The sequence below is a fragment of the Lihuaxuella thermophila genome (genome assembly GCF_900110165.1).
GTDB classification, from domain to species: Bacteria; Bacillota; Bacilli; order Thermoactinomycetales; family Thermoactinomycetaceae; genus Lihuaxuella; species Lihuaxuella thermophila.
In genome coordinates this window covers 159947-174474 of sequence record NZ_FOCQ01000008.1, presented here as the reverse complement: position 1 = coordinate 174474, position 14528 = coordinate 159947, and the positions used below count along the sequence as shown (strand labels likewise).

The window sequence follows — 14528 nt, the reverse complement described above, 5'->3', positions numbered from 1 at the left end:
ATGTCGATCGATTGAGTTTGGATTTATTCATTTCTTTGAGAAGATGGAGGGCTTGAAGTAAGGGATCGCTAGGTCCGGATGCCTTAAACACATTATTCTCCAGTAGCTTGGGAGCATATTTGCGCAAATGTCCATAATGGTTGTCCAGCAAATCCAAATAATCAAACTCTACGGGCCGTGCCAATCGCTCTGCTTCCTCTTGATCCCATGGCATAATGCTTTGTAATGATTAAAAGGGATCTTGCTTCGGATTCTTTCGCTTTGATCAAGGCTTTTCCAACCTGAGCATACAGACAAACCTTTTCGTTGATCGCTTTCCCGTTTTTTTGAAATCCTCCCTGATGGCTATGTTCGCCACGGGTAAACATTTTTCCGATCAACTTATCATGCAAATCCAAACCTTGGTCAGTTAAAAAGGCGTAGATATGAATAAGGAACGCCATCAGCGTTGCATGTCGTTTTAAATCATTGAAACGTGCTAAATGCTGATTAGAATAACGAGATCCCTCTCTTGCAAATTGTAATAAACGGTTTTGATGTACGTCTCTTCCATTTTCCAATGGCAGATTTAGATTATGGATAAATCCGTGGCGTTCCATGATTTCATGAAAACTCTTACTGGAAACTGTCCCTATTGCCCGATGTACCAGGTATAGGCTACAATGGCACTAAACTTCGGATTACACGAAAAAATATCACTCTTCGCATAAGTCTTCTTAGAGTCACAGTAACCTTGGGAGAACTCTTGAGCCATTGTTATTATCTGAAGTAAGTTATTAAAAAGGGGAAAAACAGTGAAAACAGTTGCCTTTTTTGTCATAACTCCCTTATTCTTAAAAAAAGTAGAAGCAATTGTGATTCTAAATCCTGGATACTTAATCGCTGTAATTTATTGGCTATTGGATGAATGGTTTCGCTACATACAGATAGAAAAAGCCGAATTTAAGTAGAAGGATTTTTTACAGGCTATTCCTCCTGATATTATACCTAAACATAAACTTAAGCCGAGCATAAATATTGCTCGGCTTAAGTTATTAGGGTGTGTCTGGTGAATCTTCTATGATTACATGCTAAGCTGGACTCCATTTGTGTGCCCCGTTTTGGAAAAGGAAGACCTCGCAAGAGGCCGGATCATTTGATTGCAGATCACGGCTACAGCTATCCGTTTTGTCGTCGTCTTCTCCTCAAACGTGGCATTCCCCACACGATTCCGGAGCGTAAAAATCAGGCTGAGCGCCGGTCCAAAAAGTCAGGTCGTCCTCTCTCCTTCAATAAAGAACGATACGCACGCCAAAACATAATTGAGCGTTGCATTAACCGTCTAGCAATGGCGTGGCTTTGCCACGCGCTATGAAAAACGGGCGGTTTATTTTTATGCTGCCATTACCTTGATTTCCCTGATGATTTGGCTTAATTAGTGATTCGCCAGACACGCCCTAGTCTTCATTATATGTACCAAAGATTGATGCAGAGTTTCTCTTCTCCTTTAACAGTAAGAACCTGGAAATCGAAAAAATATGTCCTCCCATTTTAATTATAAAATATAAATGGAATAAGATATAGACTGTTTTTTCTTAGAGCTAAGTTCTAGAATTTATACATAATTGTAATCAACTTTTCCGAGCGTAGATTCTACCGAATGGAATAAACACACCCAGACTATAATCGGATAGGAATGCTAATGGCAACAGTTGATATCCAGTTTATCCTAAAAATACTTAGGCGCTCTAACACTCTTTCAAACGAACGCGATCAACAACATGGTCTGATTAAGCAAGAAATAAGTTCAGATGTAGTCGTTCTCCCGAAAATTCGGAGATGTGCTCCACATCATCAAAGGTGGAATTGCGGTAGATAAAGTTTAAAAGAAGGGGAGAATTGAAATGAGTTCCTATGTTGTCAGTTTTCAGGAGATAGATAAAACGCAACTTTTGCTCGTCGGAGGAAAAGGGTTGAATTTAGGGGAACTATCGAAGATTCATGGAATACAAGTGCCAGAAGGATTCTGTGTAACGACAAAAGCCTATCAAAAAGCCCTCGGACAAAACGAAGCGTTCCACGCATTGTTGGATCAACTAAAACCGCTAAAAGTAGAGGATCAAGATCAAATTGGTGGAATCAGCGGGAAGATTCGGAAAATCATTATGGAAGCAGAGATTCCTTCCGATGTTGTGAAAGCTGTTGCTCACTATCTCTCCCGGTTTGGAGATGAACACGCTTATGCAGTGCGTTCCAGTGCAACTGCAGAAGATTTACCACATGCCTCTTTTGCCGGTCAGCAAGACACCTATTTAAATATCATCGGAAAAGAAGCCATCTTACAACATATCCGCAAATGCTGGGCATCCCTTTTCACAGATCGTGCAGTCATTTACCGAATCCAAAACGGATTAGACCACAGCCAGGTTTACCTATCCGTTATCATTCAACGGATGGTGTTCCCACAGGCTTCTGGGATTTTATTTACCGCTGATCCGATTACTTCAAACCGAAAGCTGCTATCCATCGATGCCGGTTTTGGACTTGGAGAAGCAGTGGTCTCTGGCTTGGTATCTGCCGATTGTTATAAAGTACAGGAAGAGAAAATTGTCGATAAGATGATTGCAACCAAAAAGTTGGCTATCTATGGACGAAAAGAAGGCGGAACAGAGACACAGCAGATCGATCCTGATCAGCAAAAGACGCAAACACTTACTGACCAACAAATTTTACAACTGGCACGCATCGGAAGACAGATCGAAGCTTATTTTGGTTGCCCACAAGATATCGAATGGTGTTTGGTTGATGATACATTTTATATTGTCCAGAGTCGGCCAATCACTACTTTATACCCCATCCCTGAAGCGAATGATCAAAAATATCACGTTTATGTATCTGTCGGTCACCAACAAATGATGACCGATCCCATCAAACCATTGGGCTTGTCTTTTTTCCTGTTAACAACTCGTGCACCCATGCGTAAAGCTGGCGGAAGGTTGTTTGTTGATGTCACACAGAATCTGGCATCACCTGACAGCAGAAGAATGTTGTTGGATGCCATGGGACAACACGATCCGCTCATGAAAGACGCACTGATGGCCATCATAGAGAGAGACGAATTTATCAAATCGTTGCCAAATGACAAAAAAGAACCGAGTCCTGATAAAAGCAATAAAGAGATGTCGTCTGCCGGTTTTCAAGGACAAATCGAAAACGATCCGACTATCGTTTCTGATTTGATTAAGCGTAGTCAAACCTCGATCGAAGAGTTAAAGCATAACATCCAAACAAAATCAGGACCGGATTTATTTGATTTTATTCTGAAAGATATCCAGCAATTAAAGAAGATTTTATCTGATCCGCAAAGCATGGGTGTGATTACGGCTGCGATCGATGCTTCGTTATGGCTCAATGAAAAAATGAACAAGTGGTTGGGTGAAAAAAACGTAGCAGACACACTTTCTTTATCTGTACCAAACAATATTACTTCGGAAATGGGTCTGGCGCTATTGGATGTCGCAGATGTGATTCGTCCTTATCCTGAAGTAATCCATTATTTACAACACGTAAAAGATGATCACTTTTTGGATGAGCTGGTTAAGTTTGATGGTGGGCGAGAAACCAGGGACGCGATCATTGCTTATCTCAACAAATACGGAATGCGATGTACCGGAGAAATCGATATTACCAACACTCGTTGGAGCGAAAAACCATCTACACTCATCCCGATGATTCTCAGTAACATCAAGAACTTTGAACCTGGTGCGGGTAAGCGGAAATTTGAGCAAGGGCGACAGAAAGCTTTGAATAAAGAACAAGAGTTATTGGATCGATTGAAGCAGTTACCGGATGGGGAACGAAAAGCTGAAGAGACAAAACGAATGATCAGCCTGCTCCGGAATTTCATCGGTTATCGGGAGTATCCAAAATACGCCATGATGAATCGCTACTTCATCTATAAGCAGGCTTTGACGGAAGAAGCCGAACAGCTTGTTCAAGCCAACGTAATACGAGAAAAAGAAGAGATATACTATCTTACTTTTGAGGAACTTCGCGAACTCGTCAGCACAAATAAACTGGATTACCAGATCATCAGCAAACGAAAAGACGAGTACAAACGATATGAAAAACTAACCCCCCCACGTGTGATCACGTCTGATGGTGAAATCATTCAAGGTAAATACAAGCGAGAAAACCTCCCAGCCGAAGCGATTGTAGGTCTGCCGGTTTCTTCCGGAGTTATAGAGGGCAGAGCACGTGTCATCTTAAAGATGGAAGATGCAGATCTAGAAGATGGAGATATATTAGTCACTACCTTTACTGACCCTAGCTGGACACCATTGTTTGTATCCATAAAAGGTCTCGTCACCGAAGTTGGCGGATTGATGACTCATGGAGCAGTCATCGCACGTGAATATGGCTTACCAGCCGTTGTCGGTGTTGAAAATGCCACCAAGTTGATAAAAGATGGGCAACGAATTCGAGTAAATGGAACAGATGGCTATATTGAAATATTGTGATTGCTGAATACATCCAGATTTAATTAGTAGCACCTCTTCAGTGGTTACCAGAGCGGTGTCTTGTCATCCCTATCTGATTTTTACTTCGCCGAAATCTCTTCACCTTCCAATGGGTCCAATCCCTGTGTTCGAGCAATGGCCTATGTGTACAAATGACATCAGATGACCCGGGATTAATGGGCCTGAAGAAAGCTGATTGGATTATAAAGTCTTGACAAAAAGCCAGTCGTCTTAACGATTGAAATAAAAAAGCCCAGGATGCCTCGTAAACCCGAACGCATCTTGGGCTTTTTTGCACATGGCGAGGTTCTCATGAAGGGAAACAGTACCAAGAACCGCCGCTGGCATAAATGCCGATCGGTTGGATTTCCCGGCTTGTCCGTTCGCTTCTTGATTCATAGTCAATGAGAATAACTTTTTGATGGATCGACGCATCGAGCAATATGGGGCAAGTGGGGAGAAGGGGATAACCTCGTCGGGGTGACGAAATTGACCACGTTCTTGATTTGATCAATCCGAGTCCGGACATCCCCAGGCATATATGTATAAAATTTGGTCAATGCCGCAGATGGCTTGGTTTCAAACGGAAGGGGGCAGGGCGTGGCTGGCAAAAAGATGCCAACAACCTCTGCTTCGTTGAAGATGATGGGAGACAAGACTCTCTCTTTCAATACAATATTTGGTATCCGCTGCGAGGACCTACTTCCGAATACAAGGGAACTCCCCATTCGCTCAATTCAAGCAAGTCCCTCATGATGGTTCTTGGTGAACAGCGAATTGTCATGCGCGGCCGAATGGCGAAACCGAGCGCCGGCCCGGGAAACGCTTTTTGCGAAGCGATGGGAAGCTTAGGGCCGGCCCGCCTGTATTCCATGCGCCAATACGAAGATGGTTGGGGGCTTCTGTTCGAAGCAGGGAACCAATGGTATACATTGGAAAAGCTGGCCGGCCACAGATATGCCTGCAATACTGTTGCACGGAACGAGAAGAGTTGTTCTTTCCCATGAACATGCGGAAGAAATGGCCTGCAGCCTGCAAAAGACCGAATACCACTTTGGTACTTTGGTGCACAGTGATGCGGGCCAGGCTCAATTACGACGGTATGGATCAATATGTGAAGGTGATCAGCGCTTTCCTGAGGAGCATTTCAATTATATAACGTTACAAAATATTTGTTTTGTAACGTTGAAAGAGAGGAATAAACGTTAGGAGAGGTTCCATACGATCCCTTCTCGTTATATGGGCATCTCATCGTCGTTTTTCTATCTCATTAGATAAAGTTAACTATAGTTTTGAGAAATTATTTTTTTGACTAAAATAGATTTCCGAGTATGAGCCAGGAAACAATCAATTTTCTTTTTACAGATTTTTGCTAATTATATCCATTGATGACTGCAAGTAGTTCGGGCATCCCTCCTTATTGCTTGAATCGATTTATTAAATACAACACTCTGAAGTTGGCCAACATTAAACAAACAGAGATTTATGCCCTGACTCTAATTAAGTGCAAGTGCGGTAGTCGACGAAGAGCAATAAACATTTGCTACATCACATACGTAAAGCTCGTCCTATTCCACCCAAGCTTAGGTGATTTTACAGTAGCGCCCGTTTCTATCGAAAACCGAACCCGTCAGACCTTCTCTTCCCTTCTCTTCGTCGTAAATACTCCCGGATCAATGAGTGTAACCTCATTTCGATAAATGTAACAATAAATCTAATATAACAATCAAATAACTATTTTAATAACAAGAGAGAACAGACCCCAAAGGAGCCTGCTCTCCAGCACGAATATTTCCCCGGCTTCTGATCGATGGCCGGTTTCCCTTCCAACCGAATCATGAAGCCGCCTCAAAGCACTTATTGGTTACGGTCCGCCCCTATTCTTGAGGTCATTCTTCGAACCGCATCCTCCGTCTCTTCCACCAACGTTCTCACCAGCAATCCCGCTGAAAGCTGACGGCTTAACCGGGTGCCTTGTCCCGCCCACATCGACATAAATTCCGGAACTCCCTGCTGTCCTGCTGCTTGCCGAATGTCCTTGGTCAACGCGTTTTGCACGGGATAATCAGGCACTTCTTCATCCGCCATCTCCACGATAAACCGATTACGGATACCGCGTGCCGGTTTTCCGGAAAAGGCGCGCGTAATTACCGTGCTTTCCTCATCGGCAGATAGGACCGCTTGTTGATGCAGTTCATGGGCGCCACTCTCTTCACAGGTCAAAAACGAGGTACCCAGTTGCACGCCTTCCGCTCCCAGCATCATTGCCGCTGCGATGCCCCGCCCGTCCATTATGCCGCCTGCAGCGATCACCGGGATGCGGACAGCATCCGCCATAGCTGGAATCAATGCCATCCCGCCGATTAAAGCATCCTCAAACCGCCCCAAAAATGTTCCTCTATGGCCGCCGGCTTCACCAGATTGAGCCACTACCATATCAACACCACTTTGCTCTAATGCCAGCGCTTCCCGAACGGTGGTGGCCGTGCCGATGACCACGATGTCGCGTTCTTTCAAGGCTTTCAACCAATACTCGCTTAAAGCGCCAAACGTGAAACTAAAAACCGGGACCCGTTCCTCCAAAACCACCTCCATCTGCTCCTCAAACGACGGGGCGAACTGATCAGGCACGATCGCCTCTGGCAGCCCGAGACCTCTCCGGTAGGATCTCATCCTTGCCTGGACACGGGAAATGCGCTCCACTGAAACCTCATACGGTCCCGGCACAAACAAATTAACGGCAAACGGTCTTCCGGTCAGGCGACGAACAGAGCGAACGGCCTCCCGCAATTGCTCGGCGGGCCAATAACCGGCCCCAAGCGTCCCTAATCCCCCTGCTTCCGAAACAGCCGCCGCCAGCTTCGGAGATGCTGGCCCTCCCGCCATCCCCGCTTGAATGATGGGATATCGAATGCACAATCTACGTGTAAGTTCTGTCTCTGGCCACATTTTGCAGCCCCCCTCTTCAGTGGATGATATTAACTGCATCGGCAGCTTGTTATCTCATGAGCGCCCTCTCTTTTCCGTTTTCCGATTCCTTTTCCGAATATTTTTTCAATCCAATGCGAATTTGGACAAATGGTATAAACAAAAAGAGTGCATTTACATCTGTAAAGCACTCAAGAAAATAAAACCGCCCCATCCGCTCAATAGCAGGCCCAGCAAGAACCATCCGATACTGAGTAACAGGTTCACTTTTGTATTGCAAACAGCCTGTTCCGGATAGTCTTGAGAGTATCGTATCTCGATTTTCTTTCCGATCTCTGGTGGACGATGTTCTCCAAAGTTAGGATTGAAGACTCTCTTGTTTTGAACGCGTTCGTCACACTCAATGATCGGAATAAAAACGGGGCGTTTTTTTCCGTCAATATATTCGTAGCCATGAACGACATCCACAACTTCGCCGGTCGCAGCTGTCCCCTGGCTGAACAAGTTAAGCAGCCCGGATATCCTTTTAACTCCGGTTGTCAACAGCCACATCCCGATGCCAATTCCCAGAATTCCTACTAAAATTCCCCCAATCAAATTCCTTCACACCTTTCATTGCGACGGAAGAAGTTCGGCCCGTTACAAAGACGAAACATTCGCGTTAGCCAGATGGTTTCATATCCCATTCATGTAATTCGAGCCGCCGGACGCCATGGATCACATAGGGATCCTTTTCTGCCATTTGTTTTGCTTCTTCCCATGTATCAGCAATGTAGACAACCATTCCCCCTGAACCATCCGTAAAAGGTCCTTTGGCAAAAATTTTCCCTTCCTTGGCGAGGTTGTCCAAAAACGCCAAATGGTCAGGCCGGTATTCCTGATTTTTTTCCGGGTTTAACATATGTAAAATTGCTGCGAAGTAAGCCATATTTGAATTCATCTCCCAAAGATTGCTTTGTGGTCAATTTTAGCAAAAATCGATCGATCAAGCATTTACATCAATCACGATTCGACCGCGAACTCTCCCTTTTAATATTTCCTCGCTCAGACGGGGAACCTCGCTTAATGGATGTACCTCGGTGATTCGGTCCAATATGTCGCCACTTAACAAGTGAGACAGCCTGTCCCATGCCTGAATCCTTGTTTCGACGGGACACACAACAGATTCAACACCAACCAATTTTACCCCGCGGAGGATGAACGGAAATACGGAGGTGCAAAAATCGCTTCCACCCGCTAAACCACAAGCGGCAACCGTTCCCCTGTAGGACAAGCTCCTTAAAAGGCCAGCCAGTGTTTTCCCGCCAACAGTATCAACAGCTGCCCCCCATCGTTGCGTTTCCAAGGGTCTGCCATCTTGCGATAACATTTCACGGTCAATGATGTCATGCGCTCCCAAATCTTTTAAATAAGAGTGCAGGTCTTTCCGTCCGGTCGATGCAACCACTTTGTAACCCAGTTTGGATAAGATGGCTACCGCAATGCTGCCAACTCCGCCTCCTGCTCCCGTTACGACTACCTCTCGTTCGGTTGGAAAACCATGCTCTTCGAGAGCCATCACACAAAGCATGGCCGTCAATCCGGCCGTACCGATGGACATGGCGTGTTTTAATTCCATCGACCGCGGTAAAGGCACCAGCCAATCCGCTTTCGCACGCGCATATTGGCTGTAACCCCCCCAATATTTTTCGCCAATTTCCCACCCGGTCAGAATCACCGGATCTCCGGGCTGAAACTTGGGAGAGTTCGAGGACTCAACCACCCCTGCCAGATCAATTCCCGGAATCATCGGGTAACTTCGCACGATCTTCCCCCGTCCGGTAACTGCCAGTCCATCTTTATAGTTTAAGCTGGAGTAAGATACCCTGATTACTACATCCCCTTCCGGCAAGTCCCCTATCTTCAAGCTTTTTATTTCCGCACGAAGTTTCCCATCCACATGATCCAGCACAAGGGCTCTGAAGTTTTTATCACGGTCCATCAATATCAACTCCTTTCCGGCATTTTTCATATTTCCTCTTAATTATGCCACTATTCAAATCTGAATGCCATGTCCCGCGGAAGACCTTACAGCTGCTTGATAAACCTCCTGAAAAGGAACCTCTTTTTCTCTTGCGATCGTGGCGACATCCTCGTATTCCGGAGTTTGCCGAATGAGTCTTCCATTCAAATATGCCTGTTTGACTCGGATATTTCCATAGGGAGTCGCCACCTGAGACATTTCCCTGTATAAGGCTTTCCTGGTCCAGGTGCTTTTCCGTACGCCAAGGGTTGAGGTTTCTTTCAATAAGAGCTCTTCACACAAATCCGACTGATCTTCTGACACAACGACCGTCACCAGTATTCCCGGACGGTTTTTCTTCATATAGACAGGAGTATAATAGACGTCAAGAGCTCCGGCCGCAAACAGTCGCTCCATTGCATAACCCAATGCCTCGCCGGTAATATCATCCATTTGCGCTTCCAGTATACTTACCTGCTCCCGTTGCTCATTTTTCATCTTTTCTTCGTCAACAAGAAGAGCGCGCAAGACATTGGGGTGCTCAAAATCTTTTTCACCGGCACCGTAACCAATACGTTGAATGGTAAAGGAACGGATCGGCCGGAACTCCTTCACTAAAGCTTTTAATATGCCCGCCCCTGTAGGTGTTGTCAGTTCTCCTTCAGCCGTCAGTTCGGCAAGAGGAATGCCTGTTAAAAGTTCCGCTGTCGCCGGTGCGGGAACGGGATATAATCCGTGTGCCATGCGCACTGTACCCTGTCCGGCAGGCACGGGTGATGCGTAGATTTCTTCGACACCCAGATTTTCCAATGCCAGACATACACCGATAATGTCAATAATTGAATCCATGGCTCCCACTTCATGAAAGTGTACATCATCGGGATGAATACCATGGATTTTTCCTTCCGCTTCAGCGATTGCCCGGAAAATGCGGTGGCTGCGCCATTTTGCCCTTGGGGGGAGATCGCTGTTTTCAATCATATCCAGGATTTCGGCAGCTCGCCGGTGGGGATGGTCATGGTGATGGGCATGATGCTGTGCTTGAGAATCATGCGTATGATGAACGTGTATGTGAATTTGTTTGGCCGTAATTCCTCTTTTGGTTACTTGTTTGACTTCAATGGAAAAAGGATCGATGGGCAGACGTTTCAAATGTGCTTCAATATAGGACAGATCTGCTCCGAGGTCAATTAAAGCCCCTAATGTCATGTCTCCGGCAATTCCGGAAAAACAGTCCAGATAAAGCGTACTCATTTCGCTGCCACCTCTTTAACCAACTGTTGAATCATCGCTGCTGCATATCCCGCTCCAAAGCCATTATCGATGTTGACCACGGTGACACCGGCAGCACAGGAAGAAAGCATGGATAGAAGAGGGGTTAAGCCCGAAAAATGAGCACCGTAACCGATCGAGGTCGGGACGGCGATGACAGGCCTTCTCACAAGCCCTCCCACTACGCTGGCAAGAGCTCCTTCCATTCCCGCCACGACAATAATCACCCGGGCTTCCTGCAACTTTTCGCGGTAAGCGAGCAACCGATCGATGCCGGCAACGCCCACATCATAAATGCGCTCCACTTGACATCCCATCCAGACCGCCGTTCCCGCAGCCTCTTCCGCGATGGGAAGGTCGGAAGTCCCGGCACAGGCGACGACCACAATCCCGGGATATTTCCGGGGTGACTCCCCACACGTCAGCAGACGCGAAACAGGATCATAAACGGCATCCGGAAAGCGTTCTTTGATCAACACAGACATTTCCGCCGTAGCCCTTGTCACCATCGCTCTCCCGTGATTTTCCATCAAATGGCTGAAAATCTCAACAACTTGGGAAGCTGTCTTTCCTTGGCCGAAAACCACTTCCGGGTAGCCTGTCCGTTCTTCGCGGCCAATATCAATCTTGCAAAAACCCAGGTCCTTAAACGAACTCATTATAACCTCCGTCAGATATAAAGTGTTTTCCATTGAATTCGATATCGCGCTGTTGAGGACAATCAAACGCCTCAATCCGGCAATCCATTCATTCTGTCTAATATATTAAACTAGATATATTATTTTGATTAAATCAAATATACCATTACATATCTAATACTTCAATGATACCAAATTGGGGGTGATCCTTCCCGGATTCATGCCAGTTTTTGCCGTCACCAGTGAAAAATCATTTGAAGTTTCGTATATAGGGATGGCGCGCACAGGCCGACTTTGGTCTCTTTGCCCAATAAACCGAAAAACGTTGGTATTCAGTTTGAGTAACGAAATTTCCATGATGAAATGGGAAGAAGGAATCCATAACAGATGAGAAAACTAGGCGATAACTGTACGAACAGTATTAGCCCTTAATTCCAATGGGTAATTCAAAGGGGCACATAAAAAGCAGCTGCAACCCATCGCAGCTGCTGGATAAGCTTTATTGTGCATCAGGACATCGCAGACCGCCCCTGGCGGAAAGCCACCTGATATTGCCGGGGCGCTTCTGTTTCCCCTTCCAATGCCTGAAGGGCGTGCAGGGCCCAATAGGGGTCACGGAGCATTCCGCGTCCGACCGCAATCAGGTCGGCATCGCCGTTAGCCAATGTGGATTCAGCGACTTCGGGATCATCCAAATTACCCACCGCAATCACAGGAACGTCCAAGGCTTGTTTGATGGTACGGGCCAACGGAACCTGGTAACCGGCGTGGGTTCCCGGCTTTCTGACTCCGATCGGAGCCTCGCCGCCGCTGGAGATGTGGAAAATATCCACTCCCGCATCCCGGTAACGGCGGCACAACTCGATCGCATGCTCAAGACCGTATCCCCCTTCCGCGTATTCCACCGCCGAAATACGGAAAATGAGGGGCATATTTTCCGGCATGACGCTTTTCATCGCCTGAATGATTTCAACCCCGAATCGGGCCAAATCTTTTCCGTATTCATCCGTACGGTTGTTGATGAGCGGAGAATGAAACTGGTGAATCAGATAGCCATGAGCGCCATGGATTTCAATGGTGTCGACGCCGGCTTCCACGGCCCGTCTGGCGGCTTCCTTGAATTTGACAACCATCTCTTTGACTTCTTCCGTGGACAGTGCCCGGGGTTTTTTGAATTCGCGACTGAACGGCACATCGGTGGATGAGACGGGTACCTCCGCATCTTCCGCTTTCCGCCCGGCATGTGCGATTTGGATTCCGATTTTGGCCCCGTATTTATGCACTTCCGAAATGATGCGAGCAAACGCGGGTATATGCTCATCCGACCATAACCCCAGGTCATAGTCGGAAATACGGCCATCTGGTTCGACATCGGTCATCTCTATGATGATAAGTCCTGCCCCACCGACCGCCCGCGAGCTGTAATGGACGAAATGCCAATCATTCGGTTTCCCGTCCTTCTCCCAAACGGAACACTGGCACATGGGCGGCATAACGATGCGATTTTTCAAGACCAGCCCTTTTAATTGAAAAGGTTTCGCCAAATGGATCATCTTGTGCTTCCCTCCTGGTAATGGATACATGTTCAGTATATCGTGTATAATTATTATTAGTAAGTACTTACCTATAAGTAACTTAGTATACTAACGTAAGAAATGAGGTCTAATCATGCCCCGCGTACAACATCGTTGCCCTGTGGAGGTTACACTCCAAGTCATCGGAGGCAAATGGAAAGTCTTGATCCTTTGGTACTTGATGGATCAGAAACGGCGCTACAGCGAACTGAAAAAACTGATCCCTTCCATCACTCCCAAAATGCTGACACAGCAACTCCGGGAACTGGAATCTGACGGCTTGATTGAAAGAATCGTCTATCCGGTCATTCCGCCCAAGGTCGAATACGCCTTGACGCCTTGCGGCGAAACGCTCAAACCCATCTTGCTACTGATGAACCAATGGGGGAGCGATCATTTGGAGCATCTGATGAACATGGGATGCATCCCCAAGGAATAATCCATGTCATCCCTGTATCCCTGTGTTTGCAATATTTATGGAAATGAGACTGCAAATGTAGTAACCCAAGACATTTTCCATCACTGGATATACAGCACCAAATTTGGTCGATGCTCCCTCTACTCCGCTTAGATAAATCTCAATATAATGAAGTGGAATGGAATTGAACTCAATGTATCTATATAATGGAAATGACTTGAGATATTTCGCAGGAAACTCAAGTCATTGTTTATCGGTATGTTCATTTGTACTTCCTTTCCTGTGTAGGGCTTATAGAGACAGAATTGATCCGCCAGACTGCAAACCCGGGGCTTGGCGCTCTCTTTGTGGTTCTTTTGTGTTTCTCCCTGGAATGTTGGAAGCCGTTTCAAAAGGAATATGGATATAATGACACTATTTCTAAATAATAACGGACAGGGTATCGAGATGTATTCGAATTAACACAGGAATACATCCTTGACTGTCAGCTGATCGAAAAATTGCAGAGGGGTGTTCCTTGATGACGAATCGTAGAATGAATCCCAAGGTTGATGAATTTATAAGCAATGCCGAAAAATGGAAGGAAGAATATGAGAAGTTGAGAAATATCGTTCTTGACTGTGGGCTGACCGAAGAATTTAAGTGGATGCATCCCTGTTACACGTTTGAGAAAAAAAACATCGTTTTAATACATGGATTTAAAGAATATTGTGCTCTTCTGTTTCACAAAGGTGCCTTGTTAAAGGATCCTCATGGGATTCTAATTCAACAAACGGAGAATGTACAGGCGGCGCGCCAGATTCGGTTCACCAATATTCAAGAAATAGTTGAAATGGAAACCATCTTGAAAGCCTATATTAATGAAGCCATTGAAGTTGAAAAAGCCGGTTTGAAAGTGAATTTTAAAAGGAATACAGAACTTATAATTCCTGAAGAACTTCAAAATAAATTCGATGAAATCCCTGCCTTGAAAACGGCTTTTGAAGCATTGACACCGGGACGGCAAAGGGCATACATTCTATATTTTTCTCAACCGAAACAATCCAAAACTCGACAGTCAAGAGTTGAAAAATATATACAGAAAATTCTCGACGGAAAGGGATTACATGATTAGTTGATTCAAGGCGAGAGCTATCATCAATTATACTGAGCGGGATCCCATGCCAACTGAGGAATTAGCTCAATTGATAGCTATTC

At 45.7% G+C, this 14528-nt stretch carries 11 protein-coding genes and 2 pseudogenes; 4 read left to right on the top strand and 9 right to left on the bottom strand.

The features are described from left to right. Positions 1-19 precede the first annotated feature (19 nt). Positions 20-632 (bottom strand): annotated as a pseudogene (locus tag BMW55_RS10885) (Tn3 family transposase); the annotation flags it as partial. Positions 633-1883: 1251 nt separating this feature from the next. On the opposite strand from BMW55_RS10885, the gene ppsA reads away from it, so the two are divergent. Continuing rightward, a complete protein-coding gene (ppsA, locus tag BMW55_RS10880; RefSeq protein WP_089968810.1) occupies positions 1884-4499 on the top strand; it encodes a phosphoenolpyruvate synthase in 2616 nt (871 codons plus the stop codon). Between the two features lie 322 nt (positions 4500-4821). On the opposite strand, the pseudogene BMW55_RS19020 reads toward ppsA, so the two are convergent. Then, positions 4822-5268, bottom strand: a pseudogene (locus tag BMW55_RS19020) (helix-turn-helix transcriptional regulator); the annotation flags it as partial. On the opposite strand from BMW55_RS19020, the gene BMW55_RS19410 reads away from it, so the two are divergent. Beyond that, positions 5252-5506: a hypothetical protein gene (locus tag BMW55_RS19410; protein WP_089968807.1), complete on the top strand. Its 255-nt coding sequence runs from the start codon at positions 5252-5254 to the stop codon at positions 5504-5506. The pseudogene BMW55_RS19020 and the gene BMW55_RS19410 sit on opposite strands and share 17 nt — an antisense overlap. A gap of 850 nt (positions 5507-6356) precedes the next feature. On the opposite strand, the gene BMW55_RS10870 is transcribed toward BMW55_RS19410, so the two are convergent. The 7 genes from BMW55_RS10870 to BMW55_RS10840 form a co-directional block, all read right to left on the bottom strand. Beyond that, positions 6357-7448, bottom strand: a complete 1092-nt coding sequence (locus BMW55_RS10870; protein WP_089968804.1) for an NAD(P)H-dependent flavin oxidoreductase — start codon at positions 7446-7448, stop codon at positions 6357-6359. Between the two features lie 153 nt (positions 7449-7601). Then, the gene (locus BMW55_RS10865) at positions 7602-8024 is read right to left on the bottom strand and encodes a DUF3592 domain-containing protein (protein WP_089968801.1); all 423 of its coding nucleotides are present in this window, start codon (positions 8022-8024) and stop codon (positions 7602-7604) included. 64 nt (positions 8025-8088) lie between these two features. Continuing rightward, positions 8089-8355, bottom strand: coding sequence for a YciI family protein (locus tag BMW55_RS10860; protein WP_089968798.1), 267 nt, complete (start codon positions 8353-8355; stop codon positions 8089-8091). A 57-nt stretch (positions 8356-8412) separates the two neighbouring features. After that, entirely contained in the window at positions 8413-9408 is a 996-nt protein-coding gene (acuI, locus tag BMW55_RS10855) for an acrylyl-CoA reductase (NADPH) (protein WP_170839873.1), read from the bottom strand. A 54-nt stretch (positions 9409-9462) separates the two neighbouring features. Next, positions 9463-10683, bottom strand: a complete 1221-nt coding sequence (larC, locus tag BMW55_RS10850; RefSeq protein WP_089968791.1) for a nickel pincer cofactor biosynthesis protein LarC — start codon at positions 10681-10683, stop codon at positions 9463-9465. After that, on the bottom strand, positions 10680-11360 hold the full coding sequence (gene larB / locus BMW55_RS10845) for a nickel pincer cofactor biosynthesis protein LarB (protein ID WP_089968787.1): 681 nt from the start codon (positions 11358-11360) through the stop codon (positions 10680-10682). Before larB ends, larC begins: the two co-directional genes overlap by 4 nt. Positions 11361-11848: 488 nt before the next feature. Beyond that, positions 11849-12892 carry an NADH:flavin oxidoreductase/NADH oxidase gene (locus BMW55_RS10840; RefSeq protein WP_089968784.1) on the bottom strand — a complete coding sequence of 348 codons (1044 nt, stop codon included), beginning with the start codon at positions 12890-12892 and terminating at the stop codon, positions 11849-11851. A 115-nt stretch (positions 12893-13007) separates the two neighbouring features. Between BMW55_RS10840 and BMW55_RS10835 the strand changes: the two genes are divergently transcribed. Both BMW55_RS10835 and BMW55_RS10830 read left to right on the top strand, forming a co-directional pair. Beyond that, on the top strand, positions 13008-13352 hold the full coding sequence (locus tag BMW55_RS10835) for a winged helix-turn-helix transcriptional regulator (RefSeq protein ID WP_089968776.1): 345 nt from the start codon (positions 13008-13010) through the stop codon (positions 13350-13352). A 499-nt stretch (positions 13353-13851) separates the two neighbouring features. After that, positions 13852-14445 carry a YdeI/OmpD-associated family protein gene (locus tag BMW55_RS10830; protein WP_089968773.1) on the top strand — a complete coding sequence of 198 codons (594 nt, stop codon included), beginning with the start codon at positions 13852-13854 and terminating at the stop codon, positions 14443-14445. Positions 14446-14528 lie beyond the last annotated feature (83 nt).

Coding starts and splice junctions, on each gene's coding strand:
- ppsA (WP_089968810.1), top strand. CDS start 1,884: ATGAGTTCCTATGTTGTCAGTTTTCAGGAGATAGATAAAACGCAACTT.
- BMW55_RS19410 (WP_089968807.1), top strand. CDS start 5,252: ATGATGGTTCTTGGTGAACAGCGAATTGTCATGCGCGGCCGAATGGCG.
- BMW55_RS10870 (WP_089968804.1), bottom strand. CDS start 7,448: ATGTGGCCAGAGACAGAACTTACACGTAGATTGTGCATTCGATATCCC.
- BMW55_RS10860 (WP_089968798.1), bottom strand. CDS start 8,355: ATGGCTTACTTCGCAGCAATTTTACATATGTTAAACCCGGAAAAAAAT.
- acuI (WP_170839873.1), bottom strand. CDS start 9,408: ATGGACCGTGATAAAAACTTCAGAGCCCTTGTGCTGGATCATGTGGAT.
- larC (WP_089968791.1), bottom strand. CDS start 10,683: ATGAGTACGCTTTATCTGGACTGTTTTTCCGGAATTGCCGGAGACATG.
- larB (WP_089968787.1), bottom strand. CDS start 11,360: ATGAGTTCGTTTAAGGACCTGGGTTTTTGCAAGATTGATATTGGCCGC.
- BMW55_RS10840 (WP_089968784.1), bottom strand. CDS start 12,892: ATGATCCATTTGGCGAAACCTTTTCAATTAAAAGGGCTGGTCTTGAAA.
- BMW55_RS10835 (WP_089968776.1), top strand. CDS start 13,008: ATGCCCCGCGTACAACATCGTTGCCCTGTGGAGGTTACACTCCAAGTC.
- BMW55_RS10830 (WP_089968773.1), top strand. CDS start 13,852: ATGACGAATCGTAGAATGAATCCCAAGGTTGATGAATTTATAAGCAAT.